At 68.8% G+C, this 19,828-nt stretch carries 15 protein-coding genes and 1 tRNA gene; 8 read left to right on the top strand and 8 right to left on the bottom strand.

Going from position 1 to position 19,828, the window contains the following annotated elements:
• Positions 1-151: 151 nt before the first annotated feature.
• The 6 genes from rho to argS all read right to left on the bottom strand — a co-directional run bounded on the left by rho (position 152) and on the right by argS (position 8,875).
• Positions 152-2,110 carry a transcription termination factor Rho gene (rho, locus tag ACZ3HL_RS36375; protein ID WP_465535888.1) on the bottom strand — a complete coding sequence of 653 codons (1,959 nt, stop codon included), beginning with the start codon at positions 2,108-2,110 and terminating at the stop codon, positions 152-154.
• Positions 2,111-2,529: 419 nt separating this feature from the next.
• The gene (thrB, locus tag ACZ3HL_RS36370) at positions 2,530-3,411 is read right to left on the bottom strand and encodes a homoserine kinase (RefSeq protein WP_465535886.1); all 882 of its coding nucleotides are present in this window, start codon (positions 3,409-3,411) and stop codon (positions 2,530-2,532) included.
• On the bottom strand, positions 3,408-4,469 hold the full coding sequence (gene thrC, locus ACZ3HL_RS36365; protein ID WP_126732636.1) for a threonine synthase: 1,062 nt from the start codon (positions 4,467-4,469) through the stop codon (positions 3,408-3,410). The genes thrB and thrC overlap by 4 nt, the downstream gene beginning before the upstream one ends.
• On the bottom strand, positions 4,466-5,776 hold the full coding sequence (locus ACZ3HL_RS36360; RefSeq protein WP_378438368.1) for a homoserine dehydrogenase: 1,311 nt from the start codon (positions 5,774-5,776) through the stop codon (positions 4,466-4,468). The genes thrC and ACZ3HL_RS36360 overlap by 4 nt, the downstream gene beginning before the upstream one ends.
• 3 nt (positions 5,777-5,779) lie before the next feature.
• Positions 5,780-7,213 carry a diaminopimelate decarboxylase gene (gene lysA / locus ACZ3HL_RS36355; protein WP_465418096.1) on the bottom strand — a complete coding sequence of 478 codons (1,434 nt, stop codon included), beginning with the start codon at positions 7,211-7,213 and terminating at the stop codon, positions 5,780-5,782.
• A 6-nt stretch (positions 7,214-7,219) separates the two neighbouring features.
• Complete coding sequence (argS, locus tag ACZ3HL_RS36350; RefSeq protein ID WP_465535884.1) at positions 7,220-8,875, bottom strand: arginine--tRNA ligase; 1,656 nt, start codon at positions 8,873-8,875, stop codon at positions 7,220-7,222.
• A gap of 203 nt (positions 8,876-9,078) precedes the next feature.
• On the opposite strand from argS, the gene ACZ3HL_RS36345 reads away from it, so the two are divergent.
• Together ACZ3HL_RS36345 and ACZ3HL_RS36340 are read left to right on the top strand one after the other, a co-directional pair.
• Positions 9,079-9,879, top strand: coding sequence for a DUF3105 domain-containing protein (locus ACZ3HL_RS36345; protein ID WP_465418581.1), 801 nt, complete (start codon positions 9,079-9,081; stop codon positions 9,877-9,879).
• 8 nt (positions 9,880-9,887) lie between these two features.
• Positions 9,888-10,580 carry a DUF305 domain-containing protein gene (locus ACZ3HL_RS36340; RefSeq protein WP_465418092.1) on the top strand — a complete coding sequence of 231 codons (693 nt, stop codon included), beginning with the start codon at positions 9,888-9,890 and terminating at the stop codon, positions 10,578-10,580.
• A 248-nt stretch (positions 10,581-10,828) separates the two neighbouring features.
• Here ACZ3HL_RS36340 and ACZ3HL_RS36335 read toward each other — a convergent pair whose 3' ends face one another.
• Positions 10,829-11,746 (bottom strand): cation diffusion facilitator family transporter, encoded by a 918-nt coding sequence (locus ACZ3HL_RS36335; RefSeq protein WP_465418090.1) that lies wholly within the window; start codon positions 11,744-11,746, stop codon positions 10,829-10,831.
• Between the two features lie 151 nt (positions 11,747-11,897).
• Complete coding sequence (locus tag ACZ3HL_RS36330; RefSeq protein WP_465535882.1) at positions 11,898-13,022, bottom strand: epoxide hydrolase family protein; 1,125 nt, start codon at positions 13,020-13,022, stop codon at positions 11,898-11,900.
• 198 nt (positions 13,023-13,220) lie between these two features.
• On the opposite strand from ACZ3HL_RS36330, the gene ACZ3HL_RS36325 reads away from it, so the two are divergent.
• The 6 genes from ACZ3HL_RS36325 to ACZ3HL_RS36300 all read left to right on the top strand — a co-directional run bounded on the left by ACZ3HL_RS36325 (position 13,221) and on the right by ACZ3HL_RS36300 (position 19,821).
• Positions 13,221-13,293 (top strand) — tRNA-Arg (locus ACZ3HL_RS36325).
• Between the two features lie 625 nt (positions 13,294-13,918).
• On the top strand, positions 13,919-14,905 hold the full coding sequence (locus ACZ3HL_RS36320; protein WP_465535880.1) for a ParB/RepB/Spo0J family partition protein: 987 nt from the start codon (positions 13,919-13,921) through the stop codon (positions 14,903-14,905).
• A 319-nt stretch (positions 14,906-15,224) separates the two neighbouring features.
• Positions 15,225-15,488, top strand: a complete 264-nt coding sequence (locus ACZ3HL_RS36315; RefSeq protein ID WP_034309004.1) for an acyl carrier protein — start codon at positions 15,225-15,227, stop codon at positions 15,486-15,488.
• Between the two features lie 37 nt (positions 15,489-15,525).
• Positions 15,526-16,674: an LLM class flavin-dependent oxidoreductase gene (locus ACZ3HL_RS36310; protein ID WP_465420193.1), complete on the top strand. Its 1,149-nt coding sequence runs from the start codon at positions 15,526-15,528 to the stop codon at positions 16,672-16,674.
• Positions 16,671-17,882 (top strand): cytochrome P450, encoded by a 1,212-nt coding sequence (locus ACZ3HL_RS36305; protein WP_465535878.1) that lies wholly within the window; start codon positions 16,671-16,673, stop codon positions 17,880-17,882. Before ACZ3HL_RS36310 ends, ACZ3HL_RS36305 begins: the two co-directional genes overlap by 4 nt.
• On the top strand, positions 17,875-19,821 hold the full coding sequence (locus tag ACZ3HL_RS36300) for an amino acid adenylation domain-containing protein (protein ID WP_465535876.1): 1,947 nt from the start codon (positions 17,875-17,877) through the stop codon (positions 19,819-19,821). Before ACZ3HL_RS36305 ends, ACZ3HL_RS36300 begins: the two co-directional genes overlap by 8 nt.
• The last annotated feature ends 7 nt before the right edge of the window (positions 19,822-19,828 follow it).

Below are 19,828 nucleotides of genomic sequence, written 5' to 3'. Positions count from 1 at the left end.
GCGAAAGCCACTTTCGCAACCTACAACGTTGCGAAAGTGGCTTTCGCAACACGCGGGGCACTCACGAGGCCCACCGCCTGAAGTACATGAAGGCCCCCTTCCTTGCGCCTGGCGCAAGGAAGGGGGCCTTCATGTACTTACGGACCGAAGATCAGTCGTCGTCGTTCGAGCCGAGGGCCGTCTTCGAGACCTGCATGAGGAACTCGATGTTGGTCTTCGTCTTGCGCAGTCGCGAGATCAGCAGGTCGATGGCCTGCTGCGAGTCCAGCGCGTGCAGCACCCGGTGCAGCTTGTGGGTGACCGCGAGCTCGTCCGGCGAAAGCAGCAGGTCTTCCTTGCGGGTACCGGACGGGTTGATGTCCACCGCGGGGAACACGCGCCGCTCGGCGATCTTCCGGTCGAGCTTGAGGTCCGCGTTCGCGGTGCCCTTGAACTCTTCGAAGATGACCGTGTCACCGGTGGACCCGGTTTCGACCATCGTCGTGGCGAAGATCGTCAGCGAACCGCCGTTCTCGATGTTGCGCGCCGCGCCGAGGAACCGCTTCGGCGGGAACAGCGCCGTCGAGTCGACACCACCGGAGAGGATCCGGCCGGACGCCGGGGCCGCGAGGTTGTACGCACGGCCCAGACGGGTGATCGAGTCGAGCAGCACGACGACGTCGTGGCCCATCTCGACCAGGCGCTTCGCCCGCTCGATGGCCAGCTCCGCGACCGAGGTGTGGTCGGACGGCGGGCGGTCGAAGGTCGAGGCGATGACCTCACCCTTCACCGACCGCTGCATGTCGGTGACCTCTTCCGGACGCTCGTCCACGAGCACGACCATCAGGTGGCACTCGGGGTTGTTCGTCGAGATCGCGTTCGCGATGTCCTGCATGATCGTCGTCTTGCCCGCCTTCGGCGGCGACACGATCAGGGCACGCTGCCCCTTGCCCACCGGCATCACCAGGTCGATGACGCGGGTGGTGAGCTTGTGCGGCTCGGTCTCGAGACGCAGCCGCTCGTTCGGGTACAGCGGCGTCAGCTTGGTGAACTCCGGACGGCGCTTGGACTCGTCCGGCTCCAGGCCGTTGATCGAGTCGACGCGCACCAGCGGGTTGAACTTCTGCCGCTGCTGCTCGCCGTCACGCGGCTGGCGCACGACACCGGTGATGGCGTCACCGCGGCGCAGGCCGTACTTGCGGACCAGCGAAAGCGAGACGTACACGTCGTTCGGCCCGGCGAGGTAGCCCGAGGTACGCACGAACGCGTAGTTGTCGAGCACGTCCAGGATGCCCGCGACGGGCAGCAGGACGTCGTCCTCGCGGATCTCGGTGTCGGGCGAACCGCCCTGTTCACGGCCGCCGCCGGAACCACGACGGCGACGGTCGCGGAAGCGACGGCCGCGACGGCCGCCTTCCTCGTCGTCGTCACCCTGCGGGCCCTGGCCCTGACGCTGGCTGTTGTCCTGGCCGCCGCCCTGCTGGTTGCGCTGGCGGTTGTCCTGGCCACGGCCATCGCGGTTACCCTGACGGTTGCCGCCATCGTTGCGGTCACCACGGTCACCACGCTCACGCTGGTCACCACGCTCGCCGCGCTCACGCTGCTGACCGCCCTGCTCGGGCGAACCCGCGGCACGGTTGGAGCCGCGGCGACGACGGTTGCGGCCGCCCTCTTCCTGCTGCGGCTGGCCGTCCTGCTGGGCGTTCTCCTGCTGCGCCGGCCGCTCGGCGGCGGGCGCGGAGCCGTTCTCCGAGACCTTCTCGGCCTTCTCGGCGCGAGGTGCCTCGGCCGGAGTGGTTTCGGCCTTCGGGGCCTCCTGCTTCGGGGCCTCCTGCTTGGGCGCTTCGGCCTTGGGGGCCTTACGCGGTGCATCGATCCCCTCGAGCGGAAGCGTTTCGCTCGCCGCGGCGGGGGTCTTGCGCTTGGTCTTGCCCTGGCGCTCGCGGATGGCCGCGATCAGATCGCCCTTGCGCATACCCGTGGTCTCGCCGATGCCAAGGTCCCCAGCGATCGAGCGCAGCTCGGCGACGGTCTTGCCGGTCAATCCGCCGACCGTGCGCTTGGGAGCGACGGCGCCGTTCGACTCGGCGGCGCCACCTTCGACGTCGCTCAAAAGATCGGTGTTGCTCACAAATGTCCTTCCTGACCGATCCACGCCTCCAGGTGGATCAGCGGACCGCCGCTCGCGTCCGATTGCGAAACGGCGTAATTGGCCCCCGATACGGGCGATCAGCTCCTCGGCCGTGTTGAACACAGCTAGAAGGCCTCCAGCACAGGGATTTGCGTCCTCCAAACGGAGGAAGCGGAATTCGGCACCGCCGGAACCGGGAACCCGCCTGCGTCCATCCGCTACTCCCCGCTTGCCAGGCGGTGCACGGAACTGGCGGATCAACGAAGGATGCGGGCCAAGGATGACACTGGTCACCTGGACCGGCACCGGGTGCGGAAACGCACGGTGATCGAACGCCCCCGAGGGTAGACCGCACCACGGCCCGGTGCAACAACCACCCCCCGCGTGGCGGGATGGGGCTCCGGCATGTGACCGAGGCTTTACTGAGCCGCAACCTGAACGCCGCCCGGATCGATCGGCAGCTCGGTGACGTCGAAAGACGTAACGTCGACGCCCGCCGGGAGTATTCCCCCGGTGGTCAGCGCGAGCACGGTCGGACCGGCTCCGGAGATGGCCGCGGCCACTCCTTCGGCCCTGAGCGCGCGCACCAGTTCGCTGCTCGCCGGGTACGCGGGCGCCCGGTAGTGCTGATGAAGCCGATCTTCGGTCGCGGAGAGCAACAGGTCCGGGCGCGAGGTGAGCGCGTGGACCGCGAGCGCCGCGCGGCCCGCCGTGAACGCCGCGTCGGCGTGCGGGACCTGGGCGGGGAGCAGCCCTCGCGTGGCGTCGGTCGAGGACCGCAGCGCCGGCACGGCGACCACGGGCCTGATGTCGTGATGCGGCTGGAGCCGTTCGGCGCGGAACCGCTCGCCCTCGGTCCAGGCCACCACGAAGCCGCCCAGCAGGCTCGCCGCGGCGTTGTCGGCGTGTCCCTCGAACTCGGCGGCCAGCTGCAGCGCGTCGTCGTCCAGGGCCTTCTCGGCCAGCGCGTACGCCGCCGCGACACCGGTCACGACGGCGGACGCGGACGACCCGAGGCCGCGGGCGTGCGGGATGGCGTTGAAGCAACGCAGTGCCACGCCGGGTGGCCGGAGGCCGAGGTGCTCGCAACCGCGCCGGAAAGCACGGACGACCAGGTGCGACTCGTCGGCCGGGACGTCGTCGAGACCGCCCGCGCCGGCGTCGATCACCTCGATCTTGAGCCCGGCGTCGGTGATCCGGAGCTCGACCCGGTCGTAGAGCGCGAGCGCCAGGCCGAGCGAGTCGAATCCCGGGCCGAGGTTCGCCGACGACGCCGGGACCTTGACCTCGATCAGCGTCATCGCAGGTCCAGCGCGGCGGCGACGGCGGTCGGGTCGACCGCGAGCGGCTCGACCTCGACGTTGCCTTCCAGGGCCGTGGCCGGGTCCTTCAGACCGTGCCCGGTGACGGTGCACACAACGGTCGAGCCCTTGGGCAGGCGCCCGTCGGCGGCCGTGGCGAGCAGGCCCGCGACGCTGGTCGCCGAAGCGGGCTCGACGAACACGCCCTCCTTGCGGGCGAGCAGCCGGTACGCCTCGAGGATCTTCTCGTCGGTGATCGCCTCGAACAGGCCCGCCGACGCGTTCTTCGCCTTCATCGCGCCGTCCCAGGACGCGGGGCTGCCGATGCGGATCGCGGTCGCGATGGTGTCCGGATCGGCCACCGGCTCGCCGTGCACCAGCGGCGCTGCACCGGCCGCCTGGAAACCGAACATCCGCGGGGTGTTCTTCACCACACCGTCGCCCGCGTACTCGGAATACCCGGCCCAGTAGGCGGTGATGTTGCCCGCGTTGCCGACCGGCAGGCAGTGGATGTCCGGGGCCCGGCCGAGGACGTCGCAGATCTCGAACGCGGCCGACTTCTGGCCGGCGATGCGCACCGGGTTGACCGAGTTGACCAGGGTCACCGGATAGTCGATCGCGGTCTTCTGCGCCAGTTCGAGGCAGTCGTCGAAGTTGCCGTCCACCTGCAGGATCCGGGCGCCGTGCAGGACGGCCTGGGCGAGTTTGCCCATCGCGATCTTGCCCTGCGGGACGAGCACCGCGCAGGTGAGCCCGGCGCGGGCGGCGTAGGCCGCGGCCGACGCCGAAGTGTTGCCGGTGGAGGCGCAGATGACGGCCTGGAGCCCGCTGGCGAGCGCGTGCGTGATGGCCACGGTCATCCCGCGGTCCTTGAACGACCCGGTCGGGTTCGCGCCCTCTACCTTGAGATGAACCTCGCAGCCGGTCAGTTCCGAGAGGTGCGGGGCGGGCAGCAGCGGCGTGTTGCCTTCGCCGAGCGTGATCACCTTCGCGCCGGAGGGGACCGGGATCCGGTCCGGATAAGCCTGGATGATCCCCGGCCACGGTTGGGAAATCACTGGTCTTCGCCTTCCACCCGCATCACACTGACGACCTGGTTCACCACATCGAGTTCGGCAATGTCGTCCACAGTGGACCGCAATGCCGCGTCCGGCGCCAGGTGGGTGACCACGACCAGGCTGGCCGTGTCGTTCGCGTCGCGCTGGCGCACGGCGGCGATGCTGACGCCGTGCCCGGCGAACGCCTGGGCCACCTGGGCGAGGACGCCCGCTCGATCGGCCACGTCGAGACTGACGTGGTACCGCGTCGGCGTCTGGCCCATCGGCCTGACCGGGAGCGCGGCGTGCGCGGATTCGCGCGGGCCACGTCCGCCGACGACCCGGTTCCGAGCCACCGCGACGAGGTCGCCGAGCACGGCACTCGCGGTCGGCGCGCCACCGGCGCCCTGACCGTAGAACATGAGCTCACCGGCCGCGTCGGCCTCGACGTAGACGGCGTTGTACGCGCCGCCGACGCCGGCGAGCTGGTGGTTGCGCGGGATCATCACCGGATGCACGCGCGCCGAAACGGATTCGGTGCCGTCGTCGGCGGTGACGCGTTCGCAGATGGCGAGCAGTTTCACCGTGCGGCCCAGTACGTTCGCCGCGGCGAGATCCGAGGCGGTGACGTCGGCGATGCCCTCGCGGTGCACGTCGGACGCGGTCACCCGGGTGTGGAACGCGAGCGAGGCGAGGATCGCGGCCTTGGACGCCGCGTCGTAACCGTCGACGTCGGCCGTCGGGTCCGCCTCCGCGTAGCCGAGCCTGCTGGCCTCTTCCAGCGTTTCCGCGTAACCGGCGCCGGTGGAGTCCATCGCGGAGAGAATGTAGTTCGTGGTGCCGTTGACGATGCCCATCACGCGGGTGATGCGGTCACCGGCCAGCGATTCGCGCAGCGGGCGCAGCAACGGGATCGCCCCGGCCACGGCCGCCTCGAAGTACAGGTCCACGCCCGCCGCGTCGGCGGCCTCGAACAGCTCCGCGGAATGCTCGGCCAGCAGCGCTTTGTTCGCCGTGACAACGGATTTCCCGGCCTTGAGCGCGTCGAGCAGCCACTCCCGCACCGGCTCGATACCGCCGACCAGCTCGACGACGACGTCGACGTCCGGGGAGGTGACGAGCTTCGTCACGTCGGAGGTGACCAGTTCCGGCGGCAGCTCGGGGTGCTTGTCGGGGCGCCGCACCGCGATACCCGCCAGCTCCACCCTGGCGCCCGCCCTCGCGGCGAGCTCCCCGGCCTGCTCGGTGAGCAACCGGACCACCTCGCCGCCGACCGTCCCGCAGCCGAGCAGGGCGACCCTGATCACGCGTTCGTCCACAGTAGACACTTGCTAGACCTCCAGGCGCAGCATGTCGTCCGTCGTCTCCCGCCGCAGCAGCACGCGGGCGCTGCCGTTGCGCACGGCCACCACCGCGGGCCGCGGCTGCCGGTTGTACCCGCTGGCCATCGAGTAGCAGTACGCCCCGGTGGCCGCCACGGCGAGCAGGTCGCCGGGAGCAAGGGTGTCCGGGAGCCAGCAGTCACGGACGACGATGTCGCCGGACTCACAGTGTTTTCCCACGACCCGGGACAGCGCGGCGGCGGCCTGGCCGTCCCCGTCGTCGTCCGCGGACCGGGATACGAGACGGCAGTCGTACACGGCGTCGTAGAGCGCGGTACGGATGTTGTCGCTCATGCCGCCGTCGACGCTGACGTAGCGGCGGGCGGCCTTGTCGCCGAGCGAGACGTCCTTGATGGTGCCGACCTCGTACAGCGTGATCGTGCCGGGGCCGGCGATGGCGCGGCCCGGCTCACCGGCGATCTTCGGCACCGGAAGGCCCGCGTACTCGCATTCCTTGCGGACGATCTCGCGGATCTGCGTGATCATCTGCGCGGGCGGCGGCGGGTTGTCCTTGTCGGTGTAGGCGATACCGAAACCACCGCCGAGGTCGACGATCGACAGCTGGTCGAGCAGCTCGGTGCCGTGCTCCTTGGCGAGTTCGGCCAGCAGGCCGACCACGCGGCGGGCGGCGACCTCGAACCCGTCGGCGTCGAAGATCTGCGAACCGATGTGGCTGTGCAGGCCGATCAGCTTGAGCGACGGCGCGTTGAGGACGCGGCGCACGGCCTCGGCCGCGTCGCCGGAGGCCAGCGAGAAACCGAACTTCTGGTCCTCGTGCGCGGTCGCGATGAACTCGTGGGTGTGCGCCTCGACGCCGACGGTCACCCGGATGAGGACGTTCTGCACGACGTCGTGCCGGGCCGCGACGTCGGCCAGCCGCGCGATCTCGTAGTAGGAGTCGACCACGACCGTGCCGACGCCCGCTTCGACGGCGGCTTCCAGCTCTGGCAGCGACTTGTTGTTGCCGTGGAAGGTGATCCGCTCGGCCGGGAAGTTCGCGCGCTGCGCGACGGCGAGCTCGCCGCCGCTGCAGACGTCCAGGCTCAGTCCCTGCTCGGCCACCCAGCGGGCGATCTCGATGGACAGGAACGCCTTGGACGCGTAGTGCACGAGCGCCGGGTCGTCGAACGCCTCGGCGTAGTCGGCGCACCGGGATTTGAAGTCGGCCTCGTCGACGACGAACAGCGGCGTGCCGTAGGTCTCGGCGAGTTCGCGGACGTCGACACCGGCGATGCGGACGACACCGTCACCGCCGCGGAAAGTGTTGCGGGGCCAGACTTTCGGGTACAGCCTGTCGAGTTCTTCGGGACTCGACGGCGGGAAACCGGAGGCGTCGGCGTGGGGGTAGACGTCGGCGTGGCGGGGGCCCGCGGGGTGAGCCATTCTTCGTTACATCCGTTCCGGAGCAGAGACACCGAGCACGTTGAGGCCGTTCGCCAGCACCTGGCGGGCGGCCTGGCACAGCGCGAGCCGGGCGAACGTGAGGGGGGTGGCCTCCTCGTCGCCCTGGGGAAGAACACGGCCCACGGTGTAGAACTTGTGGTACGCGCCGGCGAGTTCTTCGAGGTACCGGGCGACGCGGTGCGGTTCGCGCAGTTGTGCGGCCCGGCGGAGGACGGTCGGGAATTCGCCGATCGTGCGGATCAGATCGCCCTCGGCGGGCAGCGTAAGCAGTCCGAAGTCGACTTCGCCATCCGATTTCAGCCCGAGGTCGGCGGCGTTGCGCTGCAACGATGCCAGCCGCGCGTGGGCGTACTGGACGTAGTAGACCGGGTTGTCGTTGGAATGCTTGCGCAGCAGGTCGAGGTCGATGTCCAAAGTGGAATCGACCGAGTAGCGGATCAGCTCGTAGCGGGCCGCGTCGACGCCGACGGTGCCGACCAGGTCCTCCATGGTGATCACGGTGCCTGCCCGCTTGCTCATCCGGACGGGTTTGCCCTCGGAGACGAGGTTGACCATCTGGCCGATCAGCACCTCGACCACGGCCGGGTCGTCACCGAAGGCGGCCGCGGCGGCCTTCAGGCGGGCGATGTAGCCGTGGTGGTCCGCGCCGAGCATGTAGATGCAGAGGTCGAAGCCGCGTTTGCGCTTGTCCTGGAAGTAGGCGAGGTCACCGGCGATGTAGGCCGGGTTGCCGTCCTTCTTGATGACGACGCGGTCCTTGTCGTCGCCGTGCTCCTTGGACTTGAGCCACCAGGCGCCGTCCTCGAAGTACAGGTTCCCGGAGTCCTTCAGCTGCTGGACCGAGGACGCGACGGCGCCGGAGTCGTGCAGCGAGTTCTCGTGGAAGTAGACGTCGAAATCGGTGCCGAAATCGTGCAGGCTCTGCTTGATCTCGGTGAACATCAGCTCGATGCCGACCCGGCGGAAGGTCTCGGCCCGCTCGTCGTCGGGCAGCGAGAGCGCGCTCGGCTCCTGGCGGATGACCTCGGCGGCGATGTCGTTGATGTAGCCGCCCGCGTAGCCGTCTTCGGGGGCGGGCTCGCCCTTGGCGGCGGCGATCAGGGACCGGACGAAGCGGTCGATCTGCGCGCCGTGGTCGTTGAAGTAGTACTCGCGGGTGACCAGGCCGCCCTGCGCGGACAGCACGCGGCCCAGCGCGTCGCCGACCGCGGCCCAGCGGGTGCCGCCGAGGTGGATCGGGCCGGTCGGGTTCGCCGAGACGAACTCGAGGTTGATCTTGACGCCCGCCAGCGCGTCGCCGAGGCCGTACTTCTCGCCGGCGTCGAGCACCTGCTGGACGATCTGGCCCTGCGCGTCCGCGGCGAGCCGCAGGTTGAGGAAGCCCGGCCCGGCGACCTCGGCCGAGTCGATGCCGTCGGTGGCCGAGAGCGCCTCGGCCAGCGCGTCGGCGAAGTCGCGGGGCTTCATCCCGGCCTTCTTGGCCACCTGCAGCGCCAGGTTGGTCGCGTAATCGCCGTGCTCGGGGTTGCGGGGACGTTCGATCGTCACCTTCTCCGGCAGCACGGAATCGTCGAGGCCGCGCGCGGTGAGAACCTGCACGGCGGAGTTACGGACCAGGTCGGCGAGAGCTGCGGGAGTCACTCGCGGAATTCTAGGTGTGACCTGGTCCGGGCTTCGCAGCGACCGCCGGAAGGTGTGAGCCAAGCCGGTGATCTTCCAGCTGTTCACGGTGATCAGACGCGCGGTCTCTACACTGGCCCGCGCAGGGACCACCCCCTTTGGAGAACGCAGGAGCCATGGCTAACGGGACAACCAGAAAAAAGGGCGCGTCGTCGAAGAACGCCATGAAGGCCGCCCGTAGTTCCGTCGTGTCCAAGAAGGGCACGCCCTGGGGCACGATCATCGCCGTCGTCGCGATCGTCGCCCTGGCGGCCTCGGTGGTCACCTATTACATGGTCGCTTCCGCGCCGAAGCGCGACCAGAAGACCCGCGAAGAGGCCGCGGCCGCCTTCGCGCCCTCGCAGCAGGACCCGGACCCGTCCAAGCGGATCGCGGGCGTGACCACGGCCACCTACGAAGGCTCCGTGCACGTCACCGCCGCCGAGCGGGTCGCCTACGACAAGACCCCGCCGTTCGGCGGCCCGCACGACCAGGCCTGGGCCGCGTGCAACGGCGTCGTCTACGAGAAGGCCGTCCGCAACGAGAACATGGTCCACGGTCTCGAGCACGGCGCGGTCTGGATCGCCTACAACCCGGCGCAGATCACCGGCGAGGCGCTCGACCTGCTGAAGGTGCGTGTCGAGGGCAAGCCGTACACCGTGATGTCGCCGTACCCGAACCTGGACAAGCCGATCTCGCTGCAGTCCTGGGGCCACCAGCTGAAGCTGGACTCCGCCTCCGACGAGCGGATCGACCAGTTCATCGCCGCGCTGCGCACCAACCCGTACGGCGCGTACCCCGAGCGTGACGCCACCTGCGACGCGCAGATCGAGCCGGGCGACTTCGACCCGACCCCGCCGGGGCCGGACGCGAAGCCGATGGACTACAAGGGCACCGCGGGCACGCAGCAGGACCAGCCCGGTGCCGGCCAGAGCGGTATGCCGTCCGCACCCGCCACCCAGCCCTCGGCGCCCGCGAGCAAGTAGTGAGCCAAGTGGACCCCGATCCCCAGGAACAAGTCTCCCGGTCGGCCAAGAGCCGATGGCTGGTGATCGGGGCCGCCCTGGTCGTCATGCTGATCCTCGGCTTCGGCCTCGGCGCGCTGACGACCAGGCTGATCGACGCCGAACCCGAGCAGACGACGCCGGGCGCGGGCTCGGTCGAGGTCGGCTTCGCGCAGGACATGTCGGTGCACCACCTCCAGGCCGTCACCATGGCGGGCTGGGCGCGGGACCACACGACCGATCCGGCGATCAAGACCCTCGCGTTCGACATCGAGCGCACGCAGACCGGGCAGGTCGGCCGGATGAAGGGCTGGCTCGGCCTGTGGGGCCAGCCCGAGCAGACGACCGGTGCCTACATGACCTGGATGACCGAGCCGTCCGGCCACGGCGGGCACGGCGGCGACATGAAGCCGTCGAACGGCGCTCCGATGCCGGGGATGGCGACGTCGGCCGAACTGGCCAAACTGCGGTCGCTGACCGGCAAGGAGATGGACGTCTTCTTCCTCCAGCTGATGCTGCGGCACCACGAGGGCGGGACGGCGATGGCGCAGTACGGGCACGATCACACGTCGATCGCGGACGTGAAGTCGCTGACGCAGAGCATGCTGGTCTCGCAGGGCGCCGAGGTCACCCTGATGAAGGGGCTCCTTCAGGAGCGCGGCGCGTCCCCCCTCCCCTTCTGACCCGCGTTTCGTCCTCTGAATGCGGTAGTTCGCTTTGCCAACTACCGCATTCAGAGGACGAAACGCGTATGGCCGAGGTGGGGTGTGTGGAAATAGGGACGTTGAGTGTCCCTATTTCCACACACCCCATACGCAGAGTGAGCGGGTTCGGCTGGCGAGGGGAACCTCTCGATGCATTTCGTCCTCTGGTTGCGGTAGTTCGTGTCGCGAACTACCGCATTCAGAGGACGAAATGCGTCAGGAGGGGGTCACCAGGAGAGTTCCCGGCAGCGTTGCGCGCATTGGGGCACTTCTATCTGCAGGGTCGCGTGCTCGATCGAGTAGCGGTTCGCCAGGAGGTTCTGCGCCTCGGTCAGCACCTCGGCCTGCTCGACGGTCGGCGCGATGGTGAGGTGCGCCGAAGCGACCTCCATGCCCGAAGTCAGCGTCCAGACGTGGAGGTCGTGGACGTCCTCGACACCCTTCAGCCCGCCGAGCTCGGCCTGGATCCCGGCGACGTCGACGCCCTTGGGCGCGTGCTGGAACAGGATCCGCAGCGCGCGCCGGGCGAGGGCGTAGGTGCGGGGCAGGACGAACAGGCCGATCGCGACACCGATGATCGGGTCGGCGTAGCGCCAGCCGGTCAGCAGCGTGATCGCGCCGCTCAGCAGGACGCCGACGGAGCCGATCAGGTCGGCGAGGACTTCGAGATACGCGCCCCGGACGTTGATGCTCTCCTCCGCGCCCTTGCGCAGGATCATGAAGGAGACGATGTTGGCGACGAGGCCCGCCGCGGCCGCCAGCAGGACAGGCAGGCCGGGCACCGCGGGCGGGTCGCTGATCCGGCCGATGGCCTCGACCAGGACGTAGCCCGCGACGCCGAACAACAGGATGGCGTTGGCCAGGGCCGCGAGCACCTCGGCGCGGTAGAACCCGAACGTCCGGGTCAGTGTCGGGCCGCTGCGCCGGGCGAGCAGGATGGCCGCCAGCGCCATGCCGACACCGAGGACGTCGGTGAACATGTGCGCGGCGTCGGAGATCAGCGCGAGCGAGCCGGTGGCGAACCCGACGATGAACTCCATGACCATGAAGCCGGCGCCGATGACCAGCGCGATCGTCAGGCTCTTGAGGTAGCGGCCTGACGCGCTCGACGGCGAGGCCGTTCCATGCCCGTGCCCGTGACCCATTGCTCCGCCTCTCGTGAAGTCGACAGGCTGAATATATTGTCACATGCGCATATGTGCAATACAGGTGAGCCTAAGTTCACCATGTCCTAAGCCACACACGGAAGCCATCCCCCAGGAGGGCCTTCCCGAAACCTGGACTCGCCACGCACCGCTACCGAAGCGACCGGAAGAACCCCCGCAGCTGGCCGACGAAGACGTCGGGCTGCTCGAAGGCGGCGAAGTGGCCGCCCGCGGGCAGCACCTCGTACCAGCGAAGATCGGTGTAGCGCAGCTCCGCCCAGCGCCGCGACGGCCGGATGATCTCGCGCGGGAAGATCGAGATACCCGAAGGAACTTCAACGGCCGAGACGTCCTGCTTCTTGTTCTCCCAGTAGATCCGCGCCGACGAGGCCGCCGTCCCGGTGAACCAGTAGACGGAGATCGCGTCGAGCATCTGACGCCAGGACAGCGCGGTCTCCGGCGAGCCGTCGTTGTCGGTCCACTCCCGGAACTTCTCCGCGATCCACGCCGCCTGCGCCGCCGGCGAGTCGGTGAGCCCGTAACCGAGCGTCTGCGGACGCGTGGCCTGCTGCTGCGCGTACGCCGACCCGACCGCGCGGAATCTGGCCAGATCGCTGATCGCCGCCTTCTCCTCCGCCGTCGGCTCACCCAGCACGGCCTCGTCGTACTGGACGCCCGCCATGTTCACGTGGACGCCGGCCAGCCGCTCCGGTACGAGCTTGGCGAGCATGTTCGTCACGCCGGCACCCCAGTCGCCGCCCTGCGCGGCGTAACGCTCGTAGCCGAGCCGCCCCATCAGCTCGTCCCAGGCCCGCGCGATGCGCTCGACGTTCCACCCCGCCGACGACGGCTTGTCACTCCAGCCGAACCCCGGCAGTGACGGCGCCACGACATGGAACGCGTCGGCCGGATCACCCCCGTGCGCGGCCGGGTCGGTCAGCGGCCCGAGTACGTCGAGGAACTCCACGACCGATCCAGGCCAGCCGTGCGTGAGCACGAGCGGCGTCGCGGCCGGCTCCGGCGAGCGAACGTGCAGGAAGTGGATCCCCAGACCGTCCACAGTGGTCTTGAAACCCGGGAAAGCGTTGACGCGGTCGGCCAAACCGAAGTCGTAGTCCTCCGCCCAGTACCGGCACAGCTCCCGCGCGAACTCCAACGGAACTCCCTGCTCCCAGTCGTCCACGGTGGCAGGCTCGGGCCAGCGCGTGGCGCGCAGCCGGGTGCGCAGGTCGGCGATGGCGGATTCGGCGATCCGGACTTCGAACGGTTCGATCATCGGGCCTCCCCCGGTTCGTCGGCGACACCGACGCTACGCCCCTTTCGGCCGACCTGGCCGACGACGGACGCGAGACCTGAAAGACCTGGTCAGAGCCATGCAAGACACCTTCCTCAAGCACCACGACGCCTAATGGCCACCACTCGGGAGAGCCCGCGGAGACATGCGCTAAGCTTTCAACGTCGCCCAGGCGGCAACGCCCTCGTAGCTCAGGGGATAGAGCACTGCCCTCCGGAGGCAGGTGTCGCAGGTTCGAATCCTGCCGAGGGCACACAAAGGCCGGGAGACGCGGGACTACGGCACAGCCGGTACACCGCGTTTTCGAAGCGCCGGCAGCACCGCCCGATCGGTCACTGCGCCGAGAACGCCACCGGACCTCTCCGACACCCCGCGCGACACTTGTCCTATGTGGACCTATTGACAGCGCTCAGCGCCTTCTGCCGACCAGGCGCCTCGCCAGGCAGGACGGCATTCACCGGAATACCCGTGCTCCCGTCTGGACACGCGAAATGCGCCTCCCGAAGAAGCAAGGATCATCCCATGCTTCGAAATTGGGTTTCGCGAAAGAATGGCAGCGTATTCTCCGCACTGCCCACCAGGAATTCCCTCAAGGCATTTCACGACAGGTTTATGCGCTTCCTTCCGTCCGACGGCCCCAGACCAGGTTGCGTGGATCTCGGGCCCCCGTCAAGTTCGGTGGCGCGACGACGGAGGGTAGCCGCGAACACGACGGCACCAAACAAAAGTCACCATGCACCCCGCGCGGGTCGAACACCCAGGCGACGCCACGATTGCGACCCACGGACCTTGACATCCACTCACCCCAGCTCGAATATTGAAAAGGTTTGATATTCACCAAGTGTTCTGGGGGCTGGAAGATGTTAAACTGGCATAAGGTGAAAGCTGCCGACGGCACGCAGATCCCCGTGGCCAGAAGGGAAGACGAGTGGGTCGCGGTCGGCTCCGACCCGCCGCTCGGCGAGGTCGTCGAGGTCCCGCTCGACGCGCTGTCGGTGCAAGACTCCCCGCGGGCGGACGGCGTGGATCCCGCGTACGCGCTGGTACTCGCGGAGACCGATGCCCCGCTTCCGCCGATTCTCGTCCATCGTTCCACGATGCGGGTGATCGACGGAATGCATCGGCTTCAGGCGGCGAAGCTGAAGAACGCCACCGCGATCAACGTCCAGTTCTTCGACGGGGACGAACAGGCGGCCTTCATCCTCGCGGTGAAGACGAATATCGCGCACGGCCTGCCGCTTTCCCTCGCCGACCGCAAGGCCGCCGCCTGCCGGATTCTCGGCACCCGCCCCCACTGGTCCGACCGGGCGATCGCGGCGGTCACCGGCCTTTCGCACAAGACGGTCGGCAAGTTGCGCCGGCGTTCGAGTGGGGAAGTTCCCCAGTCGAACGCCCACGTCGGCCGCGACGGCCGCGTCCGCGCGCTCGATCCGGCACAGGGCCGCCGTCGTGCCCACGAGCTGCTCACGAGCAATCCCTCCGCTTCGATCCGCGAAATCGCGCGTGGCGCGGGGGTTTCCCTCGCGACCGCACACGACGTACGGCATCGACACCGCCAGGGCGAGAAGAGCCCGGCACGCACCGCGGCCAGGCCGCGCACCCGCCAGGCCGAAGGTGGTGATCCGATGGGAACGGACACCCAGGCGGCCGTGGAACGGCTCCGCTCGGACCCCACCATCCGGTACACCGAGTCCGGCCGCACCCTGGTGCGGTTGCTGGACGGGCATCTGAACGACCGGGAAGAATGGGACCAGGTCGCCAGGAACATCCCCGAACACCGGCTGGAATTGATCTCCGAACTCGCCAGGGCACGGGCGGAGGACTGGCGACAGTTCGCGGAACTGCTGCAGAAGCGCAAGCGCTGACTTGACGACGAAGGGGGCTTTCCGCGCACGCGATGCGCGGAAAGCCCCCTTCACGTCATTCCACGATGATCTTTTCGCGGTTTGACCGCGAACCGGAGTCGCGAACCGTTGCGGACCGCGGACGCTTCGGGCAACAATGGTTCTCATCGCCCGCAAGGACGGATGTCCGGGCGTACTGGGAGGAAACGACAGCGAGCACACTGGGGTGATTTTCGCTGTCGTGCCCACCGAATCGATCGCAGCTTTTCGCATGCGGTGAAATCGCCATCAAGAACTCATCCTTCCGTGCGCTTGTGCGCGGATTCAGCAAAGGGGCCAAATGAACGCGGAAGACGCGCGGGCGGAATTGCGTCAGCAGATTTTCTCGCTGCTGACCGAGGTCGCGGGCGGTGTTCTGGAGAACCAGACCATCGAAGCGGACACGGAGTTCCCCGAGACGGGTATGAGCTCCATCGAGTACCTGGCGCTCATCGAGAAGATCGAGACGAAGCTCGACGTGTTCATCGACCTCGAAGAGAACGAGGACCTGACCACTGTGGACAAGTTCTGCGACTACCTGCTCGAACAGGTGCCGTCGGCCTGAAGCAGCACGATCTTCCACCTCCGGACAAAGGATTGAGATGAACGCAAAGGCATTCGGCTGCTTCCTGCCTCCCTTTCACGACCCTTCGGTCAGCCCGCACGCGTCACTGAAGCGCGACATCGAACTGTGCGGCCTCGTCGACGACCTGGGTTTCGACGAGATCTGGCTCGGTGAGCACCATTCCAGCGGCTGGAGCACACTCAGTTCGCCCGAAATGCTGATGGCGGCGCTGGCCCGCGAAACGCGCCGGATCCGGTTCGCCACGGGAGTGATCCCGCTGCCCTACCACCACCCTTTGCATGTCGCGGAACGGATCACGCTGCTCGATCACCTCACCGCCGGCCGGGCGATCCTGGGTGTCGGCACGGGAACCTACGTCCACGACATGGAGATGGTCGGGGTGGACCCGGCGTCGGTTCGCGACCATTTCCGTGCGGCATTGGGGACGGTGCAAGCTCTTCTCAACGGCGAGACGGTCAACACCTCGACGCCGTGGTTCACCGTGAAGAAGGCCGTGCTCCAGCTCCAGCCGCTGAGGGGGCCCGGCACCATCGAGACCGTCGTCGCGTCTTCGCTGAGCCCGGCCGGAATCGAGCTCCTGACCGACACGGCGACGACCCCGACCGTCCACGTGGCACCGCCGTGGGGCGCCATCCGGCCCGGAATGGACCCGGACCCGGTCGGCGCGCTGATCGAGCGTATCGACGCCTACCGGAACAAATCCGCGGGCGGGACACGGATCCGCTGCAACGTCTTCGTCCACATCGCGGACTCTCCCGCCGAAGGTGTCGAAGAACTGCTGGAAGGCTTTTCCGCGCTCCGCCGTGGCCTGTACCGGGGCACGCTGGGCATGCCCATCCCGGATTCGCCGGTCGCGCACCGCAAGACGTTGCAGAACCTCGTCGACACGGGCGGGTTCATCGTGGGCGACGCCGCGACCTGCGCGGCCAGGATCCGCGACCTGATCGACCGGATCGGCGACCCGGTGTCGCTGAACTTCTTCGTCCCCAGGTGGATTTCGCACCGCGCGACCCTCGACCAGCTGACCGCGCTCGCGCACGAGGTCGTGCCCGCCCTCGCCGGCGGATACGACGGCACCACCGAATCGCTCCGGCTCACGTCGGAAGAGGCCGCCCGCCAGCTGAAATCCCGGACCGAGCTGGTCGGCAACGGAGGTGACAAATGAGCACCGCGCCGGTGAAACTGGACTTCAGCTCCGACGAGTTCCTCGCCGATCCTTGGGCCATCTACAAGGAGCTCCGGCGGTCGGATCCGGTGCACTGGTCGGCGGCGTTCAACGCCTTCCTGGTCACCAGGTTCGAAGACGTCCAGGCCCTGCTGGCGGACCGCGAGGTCGGCAGCGGGTTCCCGATGCGCAGCAGCCGCCGCCTGTTCGGCCGGACGTTGCTGGACACGGACGGACCCCGCCATCGCGATCTGCGGAAGCTGTTCATGCCGCTGTTCGCCGGCGCGTCGGTGAAACGGCTGCGCACCGAGATCCTCATCCCCGCCGTGGACCAGGTCCTCGACTCGATCGAGGCCGAAATGGGTGCCAGGGACGAGGTCGACGTCGAGTTCATGGAGCGGGTCGCGGTCGGGGTGCCCTACGCGATGGTCACCCGGCTGTTCGGGTTGCCGCCGGAGGACGCGGCGTGGCTGCGTCCCCGGGTGCTGCCGCTGGCCGGTGCGATCGAGTTCCCGGCGACCTCGCTGGACTCGGCGCTCGCGGCCAAGGCGGAGCTGATCGACTATCTGAAGGGCAAACTCGCCGACCGCCGCGAGGGCGGCCGGATGCCGTTCCTCGACCTCGTCTTCCCGCCCGGCGAACCACTCGACGAATCCATGCTGGGCACCGCCACGCTCTTCCTGCTCGCCGGAACCGAGACGAGCGTCGCGACCATCGGCAAGATCATGTACGCCGTGCTGGCGCACGATGTCGACCTGTCGACCCTGGCGGACCAGGAGTACCGGACCCAGGTGGTGCGCGAGACGCTGCGCTGGGAACCGCCGAGCCACACCATCCTCCGGTACGCGACCAGGGACCTGAACCTGCACGGGGTGGACGTCCCGCGCCGGTCCGCGCTCCTGCTGTCGCTGGGCAGCGCCAGCCGCGACGAGAACGCGTTCGAGGACCCGGACTCCTGGCGCCCCGAGCGGACCGACCAGCGGCTGCTGGCGTTCTCGTCCGGGCCGCACACCTGCCTGGGCATCCAGCTGGCGCTGGCGGAGTTCGACACGCTGTTCGAGCGGTTGTCGCACCGGTTCGGCGGCGTCCGGCTCGGCGGCTCGCTCGACGGCGTCCGGCAGGGGTTCTGGCGGCTGCGGGAACGCGGCCACATCTTCCGGCGGCCCGATCACCTCCATGTCCGGCTGGAGCGCAAACGCGATGCCTGACGCGCTCACCGTTCCCTACGATCTGACGACCGAACTCGCGGCCGAACCCTCCGCCTACCAGCGCGCGAAGGTGGTGCTCGCCGCGTTCGCGGTGACCTTGAGCCGGTGGACGGCGGCGAGCGAGGTCGCGATCTCGGTCGCCGGGCGGGTGATCCGGGTCCAGGTCGACGACAAGGCACGCGTCGAGGACTTCCTGGGCTCGGTCCACCCGGTCGGCGTCGCCGAAGACGGGCCGGTGGACGTCGTGCTCGCCTCCCTGCACACGGATCTGCGGTCCGGGGAGGCCCGCTTCGTCACCGAGGTGCCCGACGTCGAGCACGGTTTCTTCGCCGACGTCGCCACCGCGGTGGGCGAGCTGGCCTTTCTCGACGGTTCGCTGGAGGACGTGCGCTGCATCGCGCCGGAACGCCGCCGGATCCTCGACGCGCTGGCCGGTGCCGACATTCCACCGGCGAGCATCGAAACCCTGTTTCTGGAGCAGGTGCGCCTTCACCCGGAGCAGGTCGCGGTCCGTGACGCGAGCGCCGAGCTGACCTACGGGCTCCTCGCGCGGGCGGCCGATCGGTACGCCGTCGTCCTGCGGCGCGCCGGGGTCCGGCCCGGCGACACGGTGCTCGTCGCGACCAGGCGATCGGTCGGCGAGATCGTGGCGCTGCTCGCGATCCTCCGTGCCGGAGCCGCGTACGCGGGGTTCGACGACGACGCGCCGGAAGCCCGGTTGGCGCGGATCATCGGCAAGCTGGCGCCCGCGGCCGCGGTGGTCGACGCCGCCACGACCGGCCATCCCGTTCTGCGCGGGCTCACCCTGGTCGATTCCTGGGTCCCCGGTGAGGAAACCGACGCGGATCCCGAGCCGGTTCCCGCCCACGACGATCCACAAAGGACGGCGTACGTCGCGTTCACCTCGGGATCCACCGGTGAACCGAAGGGCGTCGTCGTCCCGCATCGCGCGGTCACGCGGCTCGCGCGGACGACGGGGCTCCAGCCGCGCCCGGGTGACCGGGTCCTGCGGATGGCGCCGCTGGCCTTCGACGCGTCGACGTACGAGATCTGGGTGACCTTGCTCAACGGCGCGACGCTGGAGGCCTTTCCCGGACGGCTTCCGACGGTCAGGGCGCTCGAGAAGTTCTTCACCGAGCGGAAGGTCTCCGTCGCCTGGCTGACCGCCAGCCTGTTCCGGCTGGTCGCGAACTCCCGGCCGCGGGCGCTCGCCGGACTCCGCTGGCTTCTGAGCGGAGGCGAGGTCGTGCCGCACGACGCGGCGGCGCGGGTACTCGAGTCCTACCCGGGGCTGGTGCTCACGAACGGCTACGGGCCCACCGAGAACACCACGTTCACCACCACGCACACCGTGCGCGGCAGCGCGGAGATCGACGGCCCCCTGCCCATCGGGAGGCCGATCGCCGGCACGAAGGTGTTCGTGCTCGACCGGAACGCCCGTCTCGTCCCGCCCGGCGGCGTCGGCGAGCTGTACGCGGCCGGAGCGGGCCTGGCCGACGGGTACCTGGACGACGAGACCGAAACGAAGCGGCGCTTCGGCCACTTCTCCCCCGACGTGGACGAACGCCTGTACCGCACGGGAGATCTGGTCCGGCTCGCCCCGGATGGGAACGTGGTTTTCCTCGGCCGCGCGGACAAGCAGGTCAAACTCGACGGGCATCGCATCGAAACCGAGGAGATCGCCACCATCCTCGCCGGTCACCCCGGTATCCGCGACGCCGTGATCGTTGTGTCCCGGCAGGAGAACCAGAGTCCTCAGCTCGTGGCGGCCATCGTCGTGCGGCCCGGCGAGGACACGGAACCCCGTGCCTTGCGGGCGTTCCTGTCGCGGCTGCTCCCGAGCTACGCGTTACCCGCCCTCTGGGTGGTGGTCGACGAGATCCCGCTGACCCGCAACGGGAAAGTCGACGAACAGGCCCTGATCGCGAACGCCCGATGAAGGAGAA

This window comes from Amycolatopsis sp. NPDC000009, assembly GCF_055563465.1.
The sequence above is the reverse complement of the archived record's forward strand: the minus strand, read 5'-3'. Positions and strand labels throughout refer to the sequence as shown.